At 75.3% G+C, this 16,882-nt stretch carries 12 protein-coding genes; 10 read left to right on the top strand and 2 right to left on the bottom strand.

Translation table 11 applies throughout. From position 1 onward, the window contains the following. Positions 1-67 precede the first annotated feature (67 nt). The 4 genes from BMY40_RS00190 to BMY40_RS00210 all read left to right on the top strand — a co-directional run bounded on the left by BMY40_RS00190 (position 68) and on the right by BMY40_RS00210 (position 6,148). Positions 68-1,198: a uroporphyrinogen-III synthase gene (locus tag BMY40_RS00190; protein WP_093654100.1), complete on the top strand. Its 1,131-nt coding sequence runs from the start codon at positions 68-70 to the stop codon at positions 1,196-1,198. A 111-nt stretch (positions 1,199-1,309) separates the two neighbouring features. Next, positions 1,310-3,703 carry a HelD family protein gene (locus tag BMY40_RS00195; protein WP_177213811.1) on the top strand — a complete coding sequence of 798 codons (2,394 nt, stop codon included), beginning with the start codon at positions 1,310-1,312 and terminating at the stop codon, positions 3,701-3,703. A 414-nt stretch (positions 3,704-4,117) separates the two neighbouring features. Next, positions 4,118-5,551, top strand: coding sequence for an NAD-dependent malic enzyme (locus BMY40_RS00200; protein WP_093654104.1), 1,434 nt, complete (start codon positions 4,118-4,120; stop codon positions 5,549-5,551). Positions 5,552-5,866: 315 nt separating this feature from the next. Continuing rightward, entirely contained in the window at positions 5,867-6,148 is a 282-nt protein-coding gene (locus BMY40_RS00210; RefSeq protein WP_093654109.1) for an HU family DNA-binding protein, read from the top strand. A gap of 102 nt (positions 6,149-6,250) precedes the next feature. Here BMY40_RS00210 and murA read toward each other — a convergent pair whose 3' ends face one another. Beyond that, positions 6,251-7,579 carry a UDP-N-acetylglucosamine 1-carboxyvinyltransferase gene (gene murA / locus BMY40_RS00215; protein ID WP_093654111.1) on the bottom strand — a complete coding sequence of 443 codons (1,329 nt, stop codon included), beginning with the start codon at positions 7,577-7,579 and terminating at the stop codon, positions 6,251-6,253. Positions 7,580-7,806: 227 nt separating this feature from the next. On the opposite strand from murA, the gene BMY40_RS00220 reads away from it, so the two are divergent. From BMY40_RS00220 to BMY40_RS00245, 6 genes are all read left to right on the top strand, one after another. Further along, on the top strand, positions 7,807-8,367 hold the full coding sequence (locus tag BMY40_RS00220; RefSeq protein WP_093654113.1) for a YqgE/AlgH family protein: 561 nt from the start codon (positions 7,807-7,809) through the stop codon (positions 8,365-8,367). A gap of 176 nt (positions 8,368-8,543) precedes the next feature. Then, positions 8,544-8,831: a DUF3039 domain-containing protein gene (locus BMY40_RS00225; protein ID WP_093654114.1), complete on the top strand. Its 288-nt coding sequence runs from the start codon at positions 8,544-8,546 to the stop codon at positions 8,829-8,831. A 324-nt stretch (positions 8,832-9,155) separates the two neighbouring features. Beyond that, positions 9,156-10,895: a beta-N-acetylhexosaminidase gene (locus BMY40_RS00230; RefSeq protein ID WP_093655598.1), complete on the top strand. Its 1,740-nt coding sequence runs from the start codon at positions 9,156-9,158 to the stop codon at positions 10,893-10,895. A 379-nt stretch (positions 10,896-11,274) separates the two neighbouring features. Further along, a complete protein-coding gene (locus BMY40_RS00235; RefSeq protein WP_093654116.1) occupies positions 11,275-12,135 on the top strand; it encodes an FAD binding domain-containing protein in 861 nt (286 codons plus the stop codon). Further along, positions 12,132-13,694, top strand: a complete 1,563-nt coding sequence (locus BMY40_RS00240) for a 2Fe-2S iron-sulfur cluster-binding protein (RefSeq protein ID WP_093654118.1) — start codon at positions 12,132-12,134, stop codon at positions 13,692-13,694. Before BMY40_RS00235 ends, BMY40_RS00240 begins: the two co-directional genes overlap by 4 nt. Beyond that, entirely contained in the window at positions 13,691-16,024 is a 2,334-nt protein-coding gene (locus BMY40_RS00245) for a xanthine dehydrogenase family protein molybdopterin-binding subunit (RefSeq protein ID WP_177213812.1), read from the top strand. Before BMY40_RS00240 ends, BMY40_RS00245 begins: the two co-directional genes overlap by 4 nt. 60 nt (positions 16,025-16,084) lie before the next feature. Here BMY40_RS00245 and BMY40_RS27820 read toward each other — a convergent pair whose 3' ends face one another. Next, positions 16,085-16,813, bottom strand: a complete 729-nt coding sequence (locus tag BMY40_RS27820; RefSeq protein ID WP_177213813.1) for a DoxX family protein — start codon at positions 16,811-16,813, stop codon at positions 16,085-16,087. Between the last annotated feature and the right edge of the window lie 69 nt (positions 16,814-16,882).

Raw genomic sequence — 16,882 nt, forward strand, 5'->3', positions numbered from 1 at the left:
TTGTCAGGCTCGGTTGCCCACGGCTGTGCGGGCGAGACCCGTACGAACGACTGCGGACGAGGACCCAATGCACCAGGTCGGACCACTGGAAGGCTTCACCGTCGGCGTCACCGCGGCCCGGCGCGCCGACGAACTGGGCGCCCTGCTGGAGCGGCGCGGCGCGGCGGTGGTGCACGCCCCGGCCCTGCGCATCGTGCCGCTGGCCGACGACGGCGAGCTGCTCGGCGCCACCAAGGCGCTGCTCGGCCACGCCCCCGACACGGTGGTGGCCACCACCGCCATCGGCTTCCGCGGCTGGGTGGAGGCCGCCGAGGGCTGGGGGCTGGGCGAGGAGCTGCGGGGTGTGCTGGACGGTGTGGAACTGCTCGCCCGCGGCCCCAAGGTGCGCGGCGCGGTACGGGCCGCCGGGCTGACCGAGGCCTGGTCGCCGCCGTCGGAGTCGCTGGCCGAGGTCCTGGACCGGCTGCTGGCCGAGGGCGTCGCCGGACGCCGGATCGCCGTCCAGCTCCACGGCGAGCCGCTGCCCGGTTTCGTCGAGGCGCTGCGCGAGGCGGGAGCGGAGGTCGTCGGCGTCCCCGTCTACCGCTGGCTGCCGCCGGAGGACGTCGCCCCGCTGGACCGGCTGATCGACGCCGTGCGGGCCCGCTCGGTGGACGCGGTCACCTTCACGTCCGCCCCCGCCGCCGCCTCGCTGCTGGAGCGTGCGGAGCGGCTCGGCGTGCGGGAGGGCTTGCTGGAGGCGCTGCGTGGGGACGTGCTGGCCGCGTGCGTGGGGCCGGTCACCGCGCTGCCGCTGGTCGCGCACGACGTGCCGGTGGTGCGGCCCGAGCGCTTCCGGATCGGGCCGCTGGTCCAGCTGCTGTGCCGGGAGCTGCCCGCCCGTGCGCCGGCCCTGCCCGTCGCCGGGCGGCGGCTGGAGATCCGCGGCCGTGCGGTGGTCGTGGACGGCGAGCTGCGGCCCGTACCGCCCGCCGGGATGGCGCTGCTGCGGGCCCTGGCCCGGCGGCCCGGCTGGGTGGTCCCCCGCGCCGACCTGCTGCGCGCCCTGCCCGGCGCGGGGCGCGACGAGCACGCCGTGGAGACCGCGGTGGCGCGGCTGCGTTCGGCGCTGGGCGGGCCCCGGATGATCCAGACGGTGGTCAAGCGCGGCTACCGGCTCGCCTTCGATCCGTCGGACGCGGGCTCCGGCCCGGGGTGACCTGGGCGCGGGGCGGCGTGCGCGCCGCGATCCCCTGGCGTACGGTGGACGGCTGCCCTGAGTACAGCAGAAGGGGGCCGTGCGTTGGGAGCGCAGGAGACAGTGCCGTCGGTGCCGAGGCCCGCCGCCGCCGTCGGCGACGGCGGCGGGCACGAGGTGCACGACGGCGTACGGGAACGGGAGATCCGCGGGGAGCAGGAGCACCTCGACCGGGTCTACCGGCGTCTTGAGGAGAAGATCCACGAGGCGGAGTTCCTCATGGCGGACGCCGCCAAGCGCGCCCAGGTCGGCACGCCGGGGGCGCTCGCCGAGCGGGACGCGCAGGTCTTCCGCGCCGGTGTGCACCTCAACCGGCTCAACAGCGAGTTCGAGGACTTCCTCTTCGGGCGGATCGACCTGCTGCGGGGCAAGGACGGCGAGCGCGGGCCCGACGGCGCGTACACCTCCGTCGAGCCCGCCGACGACGCCGTGCGCGCCGGCGGCGCCGGCACCGCCGCCGCGGACATCTCCGAGACCCTGCACATCGGCCGGCTCGGCGTGCTCGACGCCGACTACACCCCGCTGGTCATCGACTGGCGCGCCCCGGCCGCCGCGCCCTTCTACCGGGCCACCCCGGTGGCGCCGGGCCGGGTGGTGCGGCGGCGGGTGATCCGCAGCCGGGGCCGCCGCGTACTGGGCGTGGAGGACGACCTGCTGCGCCCGGAGCTGACGGCGTACCTGGACGGCGAGGAACTGGCCGTGGTCGGCGACGGCGCCCTGATGGCGGCGCTGGGCCGGTCCCGCGGCCACACCATGCGCGACATCGTCGCCTCCATCCAGGCCGAGCAGGACGAGGTGATCCGGGCCCCCGCCGTCTCCGTCACCGAGGTCGAGGGCGGTCCCGGCACGGGCAAAACGGCCGTCGCGCTGCACCGCGCCGCGTACCTGCTCTACCAGGACCGGAGGCGCTACGCGGGCGGCATCCTCATCGTGAGCCCCACCCCGCTGCTGGTGTCGTACACCGAGGGCGTGCTGCCGTCCCTGGGCGAGGAGGGCCAGGTCGCGATCCGCGCGCTGGGCTCGCTGGTGGAGGGGGCGGAGGCCGACGCCTACGACGAGCAGGCCGTCGCCCGCGTCAAGGGCTCCTCCCGCATGGTGCGGGTGCTGCGCAGGGCGGCGCGCGGCACGCTTGAACTCGGCGCGCCGCGGGCCGGCGGTGTGCCCGGCCGGCTGCGGGTGGTCGCCCTGGGCACGCGCCTGGAGCTGGACGCCGACGACCTGCGCCGGATCCGCGAGCAGGCGCTCGGCGGCACCGCGCCCGTCAACCTGCTTCGCCCGCGCGCCCGGCGGCTGCTGCTGGACGCGCTGTGGGAGCGCTCGGGGGCCGGCCGGCGGTACACCGACCCGGAGCTGGCGGCCGAGGCGCGCCGGGGGTTCGACGAGGACGTCTCCACCGAGACCGACTTCACCGGCTTCCTGGACGCCTGGTGGCCCGAGCTGACCCCGCGCCGCGTGCTGGCGGCCATGGCGGACGAGAAGAGGCTGTCGCGCTGGGCGCGCCGGGTGCTCCAGCCGCGCGAGGTGCGGCGGCTGGCGCGTTCGCTGGCCCGGCTGGACGCCGGCGGCTCCGGTCCGCTGTCCGTCCACGACGTCGCGCTCCTGGACGAGCTGCGGGTCCTGCTCGGCACTCCCGCCCGTCCCCGCAGGAGGGAGGTGGACCCGCTGGACCAGCTCACCGGCCTGGAGGAACTGAGCACCTACGCGGACCGCCTCGCCGCCCGTACCGCCCGCGCCGAGCGCCGGGAGGAGGAAGAGCGCACCGACTACGCGCACGTCATCGTCGACGAGGCGCAGGACCTCACGCCGATGCAGTGGCGGATGGTGGGCCGGCGCGGCCGCCAGGCGACGTGGACGGTGGTCGGGGACCCGGCGCAGAGTTCCTGGTCGGATCCGGAGGAGGCCGCCGCCGCCCGCGACGAGGCGCTGGGCGCCCGTCCGCGCCGCCGCTTCGAGCTGACGGTCAACTACCGCAACCCGGCCGAGATCGCCGAGCTGTCCGCCCGGGTGCTGGCCCTGGCCATGCCGGGGGTGCGTCCGCCCCGCGCGGTGCGCGCCACGGGTCTGGTGCCGCGCTTCGCCACGGTGGCGGACGGCTCGGACGGCTCGGACGGCTCGGTCGGTGCGGTCGGTGCGGTCGGCCGGGCGGTGCGCGCGGAGGCCGAGCGGCTGCTGGCGGAGGTGGAGGGCACCGTCGGCGTCGTGGTGGCGATGGGCCGCCGCGAGCAGGCCCGCACCTGGCTCGCCGGGCTCGGCGACCGGGTGGTGCCGCTGGGCAGCCTGGAGGCCAAGGGCCTGGAGTACGACGCGACGCTCGTGGTCTCTCCCGCGGAGATCGCCGACGAGTCCCCGGCGGGCCTGCGGGTGCTGTACGTGGCGCTGACCCGGGCCACGCAGCGGCTGACGGTCCTGTCGCGGGAGAAGGACCTGCCGGACGCCGAGGGGGTTCCCGACCTGCTGCGGGAGTGAGGCCCACGGGATTTTCCGATTGCCGGGGCCGAACGGAATCACCGTCGCCGATCGTTTGTTAGCCTGAACGTGGCACCGGCCCGATCCAAGCCCCCGGGCCCAACCTTCGTCGCTTCGAGCGACCACTTGCCGCGAGGCGAGCATGGCGGGTCGGTGTCGCAGACGTGGATCCGAGGGGTCCGCACCGCCCTCGGGCGGTGCGGACCCCTCGTCCGTGTGTCCCGGGCCCGGCGCCCGTGTGTGCCGGGCCCGGGACACGGCGGACCGCACCGCGCGTGCCATGGCGGAAAACACTTTCCGTCCCCCGGAACCGGTTACCTGCTACCGGCCGGTAGGTGCGACGATCGGGTGACGCGATCCGGCGAGGTGGCCGGATGCGCGGCACAGCACCACGGAAAGCAGAGGAACCCGGCCATGGCAACGGCGCCCAGCGTCTCGTACTCGATGACCATCCGCCTGGAGGTGCCCGCCGGAGGAGCGGCGGTCAGCCAGCTCACCACGGCCGTGGAGTCCTCCGGCGGCTCGGTCATCGGTCTCGACGTCACAGCCTCCGGCCACGAGCGGCTGCGCATCGACGTCACGATCGCCGCCTCATCCACCGCGCACGCCGACGAGATCGTCGCCAAGCTGCGCGAGGTCGAGGGCATCGCCATCGGCAAGGTCTCCGACCGGACCTTCCTGATGCACCTGGGCGGCAAGATCGAGATGGCGTCCAAGCACCCCATTCGCAACCGCGACGACCTGTCCATGATCTACACCCCGGGCGTGGCCCGGGTCTGCACCCAGATCGCGGCCAACCCCGAGGACGCCCGCCGGCTGACCATCAAGCGCAACTCCGTCGCCGTCGTCACCGACGGCTCGGCCGTGCTGGGTCTGGGCAACATCGGGCCGAAGGCCGCGCTGCCGGTCATGGAGGGCAAGGCGGCCCTCTTCAAGCGCTTCGCCGGCATCGACGCCTGGCCGCTGTGCCTGGACACCCAGGACACCGACGCCATCGTCGAGGTCGTCAAGGCCGTCGCCCCCGGCTTCGCGGGCATCAACCTGGAGGACATCTCCGCCCCCCGCTGCTTCGAGATCGAGGCGCGGCTGCGCGAGGCCCTGGACATCCCCGTCTTCCACGACGACCAGCACGGCACCGCCATCGTGGTGCTGGCCGCGCTGACCAACGCGCTGCGAGTGGTCGGCAAGGACATCGAGGACGTGCGGGTCGTGATGTCCGGCGCCGGGGCCGCCGGCACGGCCATCCTCAAACTGCTGCTGGCCGCCGGCGTCAAGCACGCGGTGGTCGCCGACATCCACGGAGTGGTGCACGCCGGGCGCGCGGACCTGGTGGGCGCCGCGCCCGACTCGCCGCTGTGCTGGATCGCCGACAACACCAACCCCGAGGGCGTCACCGGCACGCTGAAGGAGGCCGTCGTCGGCGCCGACGTCTTCATCGGCGTCTCCGCCCCGGACGTGCTCGGCGCCGAGGACGTGGCCGCGATGGCCGACGGCGCGATCGTGTTCGCGCTCGCCAACCCCGACCCGGAGGTGGACCCGGCGGTCGCCCGCCGGACCGCGGCGGTGGTGGCCACCGGCCGTTCGGACTTCCCCAACCAGATCAACAACGTGCTGGTCTTCCCCGGCGTCTTCCGGGGCCTGCTCGACGCCCACTCGCGCACGGTCAACGAGGAGATGATGCTGGCCGCGGCGCGGGCGCTGGCCGACGTGGTGCACGAGGACGAGCTGAACGCGAACTACATCATCCCGAGCGTCTTCAACGACAGGGTCGCGGGCGCGGTCGCCGGAGCGGTGCGGGAGGCCGCCATCGCGGCCGGGGAGTCTGTGACGACCGCCACGGCGCCCTGACCGCATGGGACCGGCGCGTCGGGGGCATCCCACCCGGATGGCCCCTTAGGGTGGCGAAAGCCGCACCGAGGGTGGCTACGGAGTGTCATCATCGCGTGTCACAGGCGTCCTCCGGGTGACGTCGCAGGGCCCCGGATTGGCATTACCACCGCAGGTGGGGGCAGGATGCTTTCCCGAGGGCCGCGTCCTGGGAGCGCCCCTGCGGACGCGGAAGGTCTGGCAGCAGACCCGGGTCCGGGGACTGTCCGAGGGCCCTGGCAGCATCGGCTTCGATCTCATGCCTCACAGGCAAGAAAAACCACGGGAGTACGAATTATGAACCGCAGTGAGCTGGTGGCAGCGCTGTCCGAGCGCGCCCAGGTGACCCGCAAGGACGCCGACGCTGTGCTGGCCGCGTTCGCCGAGACCGTCGGCGAGGTCGTCGCCAAGGGCGACGAGAAGGTCACCATCCCCGGCTTCCTGACCTTCGAGCGCACCCACCGTGCCGCTCGCACCGCTCGCAACCCGCAGACCGGCGACCCGATCGAGATCCCCGCCGGCTACAGCGTGAAGGTCTCCGCGGGCTCCAAGCTGAAGGAGGCCGCCAAGGGCAAGTGAGCCCTGGCGCGGCACCACAGGCGTACGCATGAGGGCGGTCACCCCGCAAGGGGGTGACCGCCCTCCGCGTCGCGTACGGCGGCCCGGCCGGGTCCGGTGGGGTCAGGCGGGCAGTTCCACCCGCGCCCCCAGCGCGGGCAGCTTCTCCATGAAGTTCTCGTAGCCCCGGTTGATCAGATCGATCCCGTGGACCCTGGAGGTCCCCTGGGCCGCCAGGGCGGCGATCAGGTACGAGAAGCCGCCGCGGAGGTCCGGGATGACCAGATCGGCCCCCTGGAGCTTCGTGGGGCCGGACACGACCGCCGAGTGGAGGAAGTTGCGCTGGCCGAAGCGGCACGGCATGCCGCCCAGGCACTCGCGGTAGAGCTGGATGTGCGCGCCCATCTGGTTGAGGGCGGAGGTGAAGCCCAGCCGCGACTCGTACACCGTCTCGTGGACGATCGACAGGCCCGACGCCTGGGTCAGGGCCACCACCAGCGGCTGCTGCCAGTCGGTCTGGAAGCCGGGGTGGACGTCCGTCTCCAGGGCGATGGCCTTGAGCGCGCCGCCCGGGTGCCAGAAGCGGATGCCGTCGTCGTCCACCTCGAACTCGCCGCCCACCTTGCGGTAGGTGTTGAGGAACGTCATCATCTCGCGCTGGCTGGCGCCGCGCACGTACACGCTGCCCTCGGTCGCCAGCGCCGCGCTCGCCCAGGAGGCGGCCTCCAGGCGGTCGGGCAGGGCGCGGTGGTTGTAGCCGCCGAGCTTGTCCACACCGGTGATGCGGATCGTCCGGTCGGTGTCCATGGAGATGATCGCGCCCATCTTCTGCAGTACGCAGATGAGGTCCTCGATCTCCGGCTCCACGGCGGCGTTGGAGAGTTCGGTCACGCCCTCGGCCAGCACGGCCGTCAGCAGGACCTGCTCGGTGGAGCCGACCGACGGGTACGGCAGCTTGATCTTGCAGCCGCGCAGCCGCTGCGGGGCCTCCAGGTACTGGCCGTCGGCGCGCTTCTCGATCACCGCGCCGAACTCGCGCAGCACGTCGAAGTGGAAGTTCACCGGGCGCCCGCCGATGTCGCAGCCGCCCAGGCCGGGTATGAAGGCGTGGCCCAGGCGGTGCAGCAGCGGGCCGCAGAAGAGGATCGGGATGCGGGAGGAGCCCGCGTGGGCGTCGATGTCGGCGACGTTGGCGCTCTCCACGTGGGAGGGGTCGAGCACCAGCTCGCCCGATTCCTCGCCCTTGCTCACGGTGACGCCGTGCAGTTCGAGCAGGCCGCGGACGACCCGCACGTCGCGGATCTCGGGGACGTTGCGCAGCCGGCTCGGTTCGCTGCCGAGCAGTGCGGCGACCATGGCCTTGGGCACGAGGTTCTTCGCGCCCCGGACTCTGATCTCGCCCTCCAGCGGTGTGCCGCCGTGGACAAGGAGTACGTCGTCAGTGCCGGTCATGGGCCTCGCGTTCCAGGATGAAGAAGAGCAGGGGCACAGGGAATGGTAATGGCCGTGCACCCGGGCCGTATCCGTTCGTCCGGGGCACGGACGGGTCCGGGGGACGGACGGGCGCGGCCCGCACCGGCGCCGGGCTGCGCCCGGTCGCGCAGCGTGTCCGGGCCGCTCCGCGGTGTCGTGCGCAATTCGGGCCCCCGCCCGGGCCCGGAGTGCGGGATCATTGGGGCATGACCGAGGTGACCTCGCTCACCGGGCGGCTGCTCGTCGCGACGCCGGCGCTGACCGACCCGAACTTCGACCGTGCGGTGGTGCTGCTCCTCGACCACGACGAGGAGGGCTCGCTCGGCATCGTCCTCAACCGGCCGACGCCCGTGGACGTCGGCGACGTACTGGAGCCCTGGGCCGCGCTGGCGGGGGAGCCGGGCGTGGTCTTCCAGGGCGGGCCCGTCTCGCTGGACGCGGCGCTCGGCGTGGCCGTCATCCCGGGGGGCGAGGGCCCGCTGGGGTGGCGGCGGGTGCACGGGGCCATCGGCCTGGTGGACCTGGAGGCGCCGCCCGAACTGCTGGCCGCGGAACTGGGCTCGCTGCGGATCTTCGCCGGGTACGCCGGGTGGGGGCCGGGCCAGTTGGAGAACGAACTGGAGGAGGGCGCCTGGTACGTGGTGGAGTCCGAGCCCGGCGACGTCTTCGCGCCCGACCCGGAGCGGCTGTGGCGGTCCGTGCTGCGCCGCCAGCGCAGCGAGCTGGCGATGGTGGCCACGTATCCCGACGACCCCTCGCTGAACTAGCGCCGTGACCGGCGGGGTTCGCCCGGCGACGGGGCGCCCCGCCCCGCCCCGGCGGGTGCCGGGTGCCGGGTGCCGCGACGGTGCGTCCCGCTCCGGCGGACCGCAGGCGCGGCCCGCCGCTTCGGGCGCGGCGGGTTCGGGTGTCCCCGGGGGCGGCCGCAGTACCCTTGGGGCCCATGAGCACTCCTGAGCCCGAGCGCGGGACGGGCACCGGCACCCTCGTCGAGCCCACCCCGCAGGTGTCCCACGGCGATGGCGACCACGAGCGCTTCGCCCACTACGTCCAGAAGGACAAGATCATGGCCAGCGCGCTCGACGGGACCCCCGTCGTCGCGCTCTGCGGCAAGGTCTGGGTCCCGGGGCGCGACCCCAAGAAGTACCCGGTCTGCCCCATGTGCAAGGAGATCTACGAGTCCATGGGAGCCGGCGGCGACAAGGGCAAGGACGGCGGCGGCAAGAAGTGACGCCGCCCCCCGGCGGCCCTTCCTCCCCCGTCTCGCCCTGACCCGCCCCGCACAGGGACCGTCACTCCTCCGGCGGCCCCCGGAACGCACCCCGGTGCGTTCCGGGGGCCGCCGTGCGTACGGGCGCGTGTCCGGGGCCGGCCGGGATGTCTTGTCGGCGGCGGCCGGTTCCCCTACCCTCCTGCGCAGTTGTGCAGAACGAAACGGGCGTTGCGCATGATGCAACGCTTCTTCTCCAGGGTCGCCCGGGAGCGGGACGCCGAGGACGAGGGCGCGCGCGCCGACGGTGTGCGCCGCCCGCGAAGCATGCGAGGAGAACCGGGCATGTACGAGCCCGATCTGGTCCCCCTGCCCCGCTCCGCCGAGGACGGCGGCGGACGGCTGGCGCTCGGCGCCCGGACGGTGCTCGACGCCGGCCCCGGCACCGAGCGGGCCGCCCACTGGCTGCGCACCGCCCTCGCCGCGGCCACCGGCCTGCCCCTGCCGCCCGCCGGCGCGTACGGCGAAGGCGGCCGGGGGAGTGACGCGGGCGGCGGCCGCGGCGCCGCCGTACGGCTGCGCGTGGACGAGGCGGTCGCCGCCGAACTCGGCCCCGAGGGCTACCGGTTGGACGTGACCGGCGACGGTGCCGAGATCCGCGGCGGTGCGGCCCCCGGCGTCTTCTGGGGCGCCCAGACGCTGCGGCAGCTCCTCGGCCCCGCCGCGTACCGCCGCGCGCCGCTGCCCGGCCGCGCCTGGTCGCTGCCGTACGTCCGCGTGGCCGACGCGCCCCGCTTCGCCTGGCGCGGCTTCATGCTGGACACGGCACGGCACTTCACGCCCAAGGACGGCGTGCTGCGCTGGATCGACCTGCTCGCCGCGCACAAACTCAACGTGCTGCACCTGCATCTGACCGACGACCAGGGATGGCGCCTGGAGATCGCGCGCTTCCCCCGGCTCACCGAGGTCGGCGCCTGGCGCCGGCGCACCAGGCTGGGGCACCGGGCCTCCCCGCTGTGGGACGTGCGTCCGCACGGCGGTTTCTACACCCACGACGACGTCCGCGAGATCGTCGCGTACGCCGCCGAGCGCCACGTCACCGTCGTCCCCGAGATCGACCTGCCCGGCCACTCGCAGGCCGCGATCGCCGCCCACCCGGAACTGGGCAACGCCGACGCGCGCGAGGGCGCCCCGGAGGTGTGGGACGACTGGGGCGTCAGCACCGACGTCCTGGCCCCCACCGAGGCCGTACTCCGCTTCTACGAGGGGGTGTTCGAGGAGGTGCTGGAGCTGTTCCCGGGCGAGTTCGTGCACATCGGCGGCGACGAGTGCCCCGGGGACCAGTGGCGGCGCTCCCCGGCCGCGCGGGCGCGGGCCGCGGAGCTCGGCCTGGACGGCGTGGACGCCCTCCACGGCTGGTTCGTACGGCACTTCGACCGCTGGCTGGCTGAACGCGGGCGCCGCCTCGTGGGATGGGACGAGATCCTGGGGGACGGTGCGGGAGGAACGGACGGAGCAGCCGGAACGGGCGCGGGCGTCGCGGGCGCCGGACTCGGCTCCGGCGCGGTGGTCTCCTCCTGGCGGGGCCGCGCGGGCGCGGTCGCCGCCGCACGGGCCGGGCACGACGTGGTGATGTGCCCCGAGCAGGAGGTCTACCTCGACCACCGGCAGGACGGCGGCGAGGACGAACCGGTGCCCATCGGGTACGTGCGCACCCTGCGCGACGTGTACGGCTTCGACCCCGTGCCGCCCGAACTCGCGGGCACCGCCGCGGCGGAGCGCGTCGTCGGCGCGCAGGCCAACCTGTGGACGGAGGTCGTGGAGGACCAGCGGCGCGCCGACTACCAGGCCTTCCCGCGGCTGGCCGCCTTCGCCGAGGTGGTGTGGTCGGGGCCGGGCGCCCGGGACGGCGAGGACGGCTTCGAGGGGCGGTTCCGGGACTTCGAGCGGCGGATGACCGCCGCGCACTACGCCCGCCTCGACGCGCTGGGCGTGGCCTACCGGCCGCCGTCGGGGCCGTACCCCTGGCAGCGCCGCCCCGGTATCGCGGGGCGCCCGTTCGAGGAGCCGCCGAAGGATTCCTGAGGCCGGTCCCGGACCCCTCCACCGGGAGGTGCCGGGAGCCTCGGGCCCGATGCCCCGGCGCACTCCGCGCGGTTTCCGCGCCGAGTCCCGAACCGCGCCGGAACGGCACCCGAAACGGCCTGTATAAAGTAGTACAAGGTCTCCCAGGAGTGGCAAGGCACCTGTGTCGGTGACAACCGCCGAAAGCGGGCCATCGGCCAGGTCAGGGACGGATGCTCCCTTCGCGGACCCCGGCTCCGGCGGCCCCCCGGAATGTGCCAGAGTTGCCACGTCCGGGTTCCCAGCACGTACGGTACGGCTGGGCAGCCGGGACGACCGGGGAAGGGGCGCTGGATTGAGCACGCACGCACCGCACGCACCACGGGCGGCGCAGCCGGTCATGCTGCCGGCCACGCTCGACGAGGCCGTGGCCGCTCTCGCCGCCACGCCTGCCGCCGTGCCCGTGGCGGGCGGCACCGACCTGATGTCCGGAGTGAACTCCGGACTGCTGCGGCCCGCCGCGCTGGTCGGCCTGGGCCGGATCAGCGAGATCCGCGGCTGGGAGTACCAGGACGGCCACGCGCTGCTCGGCGCCGGCCTCACCCACGCCCGTATGGGACGCCCCGACTTCGCGGCCCTCATCCCCGCCCTGGCCGCCGCCGCCCGCGCCGCCGGGCCGCCGCAGATCCGCAACGCCGGGACGCTCGGCGGCAACATCGTCACCGCCGCGCCCACCGGCGACTCCCTGCCCGTCCTCGCCGCGCTGGAGGCCACCGTGCTGGTCGCGGGGCCGGGCGGTGCGCTGCGCGAGGTCCCCGTCAGCCATCTGCTGGCCGGCATGGAGATGCTGCGGCCCGGCGAGATCGTCGGCTATGTGCGCGTGCCGCTGCTGCACGCCCCCCAGGCATTCCTCAAGGCCACCGGCCGCACCGGCCCCGGACGCGCGCTGGCCTCGGTCGCCGTCGTGCTCGACCCCGTCCGCCGCGGGGTGCGCTGCGCGGTCGGCGCCGTCGCGCCGATGCCGCTGCGCCCGGTGGAGGCCGAGCAGTGGGTGGCGTCGCTCATCGACTGGGACGGACGACGGGCTCTGGCCCCCGAGGTGCTGGCCGCGTTCGGCGACTACGTCGCCATGGCCTGCATCCCCGATCCCCCCGCCCCGGAGGGCGGGGGGGAGGCTCCCGTACTTCCGCCCGCGGCACTGCACGTACGGCGTACGGTGGCGACACTGGCCCGACGGGGGCTCGGGAGGGCACTCGCATGAGCAACGACCAGCAGGGGCCGTTCCGGCAGGACGGCCGGCCCGTGCCTCCCCCGGCGCCCGAGGGCGGCTGGGGAGGCGAGTACGACGGCGACTCCACCGCCTTCATACAGCTTCCCGAGAACCTGCCGGGCCCGTACCAGTACGGGTCCGCCGACGGGGCCGGCGGCATGCCCGATCCGCTCGCCGCGCCGGGCACCGGACACGGCTGGGAGCCGCCCGCCATCGACCCCGGCGCCCACCCGGCGCCGGGGACCCAGGCACCGGTGACCCCGGAGGCCACCACCGACCCGGCGGCCCCGGTGCAGTGGACCATGCCGTTCGCCGGAGGCCAGGCGGAGCCCGCGTCCGCCTCCACCGAACCCCAGCGGCCCGGGCAGGAGCAGGCCCCGCCGCCCGGCGCGGCCGCCGCCATGGGGCAGGGCGCCGCGGCGGCCCTGGCCGGCTCGCACGAGGCGCGCGTACGGCAGCAGCGCCGTCCGCAGGGCGACGGCGGCCAGGAGGCCCAGGAGCCGGCGGGCGGCTCCGGCGGCGACTGGAGCGCGGTGCCCGCGCCCGGCGCGACCGGACAGTGGTCGATCCCGTTCGCGGCGGCGGGCAGCCCCGACGACTCCGGCGAGTACCTGGCCGCCGCGGCGGCCGGGAGGGCCCCCGAGCCGCCGCCGGCCCGCGGACCGCGGGAGGCGCACGGCCCTGAGGAGCACGACCGGGAGACGGAGGCGGCCGGGCCGGCGGAGCCCGGCACGGAGACCGCACCGGACGCGGACGCCGGGGACGCGCCGGAGGAGCCGGGCGCACCGGACGCCGGGGAGACCGGGGGCACCCCGGAGCCGCCGCCCGCCGGGGAGGCGCCCGCCGATCCGTCCGCCGATCCGTCCGCGCCGCGGGCGGCCGAGGTCGACAGCGAGCACCCGCACGTCTCCTACGTCCTGCGCGTCAACGGGGCCGAGCGGCCCGTGACCGACGCCTGGATCGGCGAGTCCCTCCTCTATGTGCTGCGCGAGCGCCTCGGCCTGGCCGGAGCCAAGGACGGCTGCTCGCAGGGGGAGTGCGGAGCCTGCTCCGTCCAGGTCGACGGACGCCTGGTCGCCTCCTGCCTGGTGCCCGCCGCCACCACCGCCGGGTCCGAGATCCGCACCGTCGAGGGACTGGCCCAGGGCGGCATGCCCTGCGACGTGCAGCGGGCGCTCGCCGCCTGCGGCGCCGTGCAGTGCGGCTTCTGCGTGCCCGGCATGGCGATGACCCTGCACGACCTGCTCGAGGGCAACCACGACCCGACGGAGCTGGAGACCCGCCAGGCCGTCAGCGGCAACCTCTGCCGCTGCTCCGGCTACCGGGGTGTGCTCGACGCCGTCCGCACGGTCGTCGCCGAGCGCGAGGCCGCGGCCGCCACCCTCGCCGAGGCCCGGGAGGCCGAAGCCCGGGACGCCGAAGCCGGAGGCCGCCGCACCGGCGACGGCGGGGAGCGGGGCGACGGCTCCCGCATCCACATCCCGCACCAGGCCGGACCGGCCTCGGGCCGCACCCACCACGAACCGCCGCAGGACGGAGGCGCGCAGTGAGCAGTGACGCGGTGACCGCCACCCCGGCCGGAGGAGTGCCCCTCACCGGCGCCGCCGCGGGAGCGGAGGCCGAGCAGGCGCGGTACGGACTCGGCGCCTCGCTCCAGCCCGCCGACGCCCTCGCCAAGGTCCAGGGGACCTTCCCCTACGCCGCCGACCTGTGGGCCGAGGGGCTGCTGTGGGCCGCCGTGCTGCGCTCCCCGCACCCGCACGCCCGCATCGTCTCCATCGACACCGCGCCGGCCGCCGAGATGCCCGGGGTGCGGGCCGTCGTCACCCACGAGGACGTGCCCGGCGACGCCACCCACGGCCGACGTGTCGCGGACCGGCCCGCCTTCGCCCGCGACACGGTCCGCCACTACGGCGAGCCCATCGCCGCCGTCGCCGCCGACCACCCCGACACCGCACGGCTGGCCGCCGCCGCCATCGCGGTCGAGTACGAGGTCCTGGAGCCGGTCACCGACCCGGAGAAGGCGTTCGAGGCCGAGCCGATCCATCCCGACGGCAACCTGATCCGGCACATCCCCCTGCGCTACGGCGACGAGTCCGTCACCGGAGAGGTGGTCGTCGAGGGCCTGTACCGCATCGGCCGCCAGGACCCCGCCCCCATCGGCGCCGAGGCCGGACTCGCCGTGCCGCGCACCGACGGCGGAGTGGAGATCTACACCGCCTCCACCGACCCGCACACCGACCGCGATCTGGCCGCCGCCTGCTTCGGGCTCCGCCCCGAGCAGGTCAAGGTCGTCGTCACCGGTGTCCCCGGGGCCATGGCCGACCGCGAGGACCTGAGCGTGCAGCTCCCGCTCGGCCTGCTGGCGATGCGGACCGGCTGCCCGGTCAAGCTCGCCGCCACCCGCGAGGAGTCCTTCCTCGGCCACGCCCACCGCCACCCCACCCTGCTGCGCTACCGCCACCACGCCGACTCCGAGGGCCGGCTGGTCAAGGTCGAGGCGCAGATACTGCTGGACGCCGGCGCCTACGCCGACGACTCCGCCGACGCGCTGGCCGCCGCCGTCTCCTTCGCCGCCGGCCCGTACGTGGTGCCGCACGCCGCGATCGACGGCTGGGCCGTGCGCACCAACAACCCCCCGTCGGGCCACGTGCGCGGCGAGGGCGCGATGCAGGTGTGCGCCGCGTACGAGGGCCAGATGGACAAGCTCGCCGCCAGGCTGGGCATGGACCCGGTCGAGCTGCGGATGCGCAACGTCATGGCCACCGGCGACCTGCTGCCCACCGGCCAGACCGTCACCTGCCCCGCGCCCGTGGCCGAGCTGCTGCGCGCGGTGCGCGAGGCGCCGCTGCCGCCGCTGCCCGCCGACGGCGCGTCGGGCCCGGAGGAGTGGCTGCTGCCCGGCGGCCCCGAGGGCGCCGGCGACCCGGGCGCGGTGCGGCGCGGGATCGGCTTCGCGCTGGGCATGGTCCACATGCTGGGGGCGGAGGGCACCGACGAGGTGTCCACGGCCACGGTGAAGGTCGACGGGCCCGTCGCCACGGTGATGTGCGCGGCCGTGGAGACCGGCCAGGGCTTCTCCACCCTCGCCCGGCAGATCGTCCAGGAGGTCCTCGGCGTCGAGGAGGTGCACGTCGTCGCCGTCGACACCGACCAGCCCCCGGCCGGACCGGGCGCGCGCGGGCGCCACACCTGGGTCTCGGGCGGCGCGGTGGAACGGGCCGCCAAGATGGTCCGCACCCAGCTCCTCCAGCCGCTGGCCGCGAAGTTCGGGATGTCCACCGAACTGCTGACCATCGCCGACGGCAAGATCACCTCCTACGACGGGGTGCTCAGCACCACCGTCGCCGAGGCACTGGAGGGCAAGGAGCTGTGGGCCACCGCCCAGTGCCGCCCCCACCCGACCGAGCCGCTGGACGACACCGGCCAGGGCGACGCCTTCGTCAGCCTGGCCTTCGCCGCGATCCGGGCCGTGGTGGACGTGGACGTGGAACTGGGCACGGTCCGGGTGGTGGAGATGGCCGTGGCCCAGGACGTGGGCCGCGTACTCAACCCCCAGCAACTGCGCGCCCGGATCGAGGCGGGCGTCACCCAGGGCGTCGGCGCGGCCCTCACCGAGCACCTGCGGGTCTCGCGCGGCGTGGTGCGCCACCCCGATCTGACGGCCTATCCGCTGCCGACCGCGCTGGACGCCCCGGACATCCGGATCGTGAGGCTGGTCGAGGAGCGGGACGTGGTCGCTCCCTTCGGCGCGAAGTCGGTCAGCGCGGTACCGGTGGTGGTCTCCCCGGCGGCGGTGGCGGCGGCGGTGCGCGCCGCGACCGGGCGCCCGGTCAACCGGCTGCCGATCCGCCCGCAGGCCGCGGTGGCCAACCCCTGACCCTCCGCCGGTCTCCCGTCCGGGCGGGACGCCCGGTTCGGGTCCGGTCCAGGCCGGGCGTCACCCCTCGCCGTCCCGTGCCGCGCTCCCTGACGAGGCCTGTGAAGCGCCGCCCCGTGCCGAGGCCCGTGCCGTGCCCCGTGCCGAGGCCCGTGCCGTGCCCCGTGCCGTGCCCCGTGCCGAGGCCCGTGCCGTGCCCCGTGCCGAGGCCCGGGGACGCGGCGCGTGGGCGGCGACGGCGAGACCGGCCGCCACCAGCACCACGTTCTTGAGCACGTACTGCCCGGCCATGGTGGGGAAGGCGAGGCTCCCGTCCCACATCTCGGCGGGCAGGACGGCCAGGGCCGTGAACGTCCCGGCCATGTGGACGAAGAAGGCCAGCAGCGTCAGCCGCAGCAGCAGCCCGGTGACCAGGCCGGCCCCGATCAGCATCTCCGCCGTCGCCAGCAGCGGCCGGGACAGGTCCACCGGTAAGCGGCCGGAGGTCAGCTCGCTCATCACCCGGGTGGCCATGTCCTCGGCGGGGCTGGCGCCCGGCATGAGTTTGAGCGTCCCGAACCACAGGAACAGCAGCCCGACGGAGACCCTCAGCACCGTGAAGCTGTGCCGCTGGTAGAGAGCGGCCAGGGCGGCCGGGGAGACCAGGGCCCGCGGGCCGCGCGGGAGGCGGACGTCCGGGCGGCCGGGCCCGCCCACGGCAGCCGCCGGCGCCGCCCTCCCCGGTCCGGCGGGCCGGGGACTCTCGCGGTGGGTCTCCTCGTGCGCGGGGGGACGCAGGTCGGAACTCATGTGTGCCTCCGTGGGGGGAAGGGCGGCGACCGATTGTGGGAGCGCTCCCACGCACCGTTGCGCGGACTG

The sequence above is a fragment of the Streptomyces radiopugnans genome (genome assembly GCF_900110735.1).
GTDB lineage: Bacteria > Actinomycetota > Actinomycetes > Streptomycetales > Streptomycetaceae > Streptomyces > Streptomyces radiopugnans.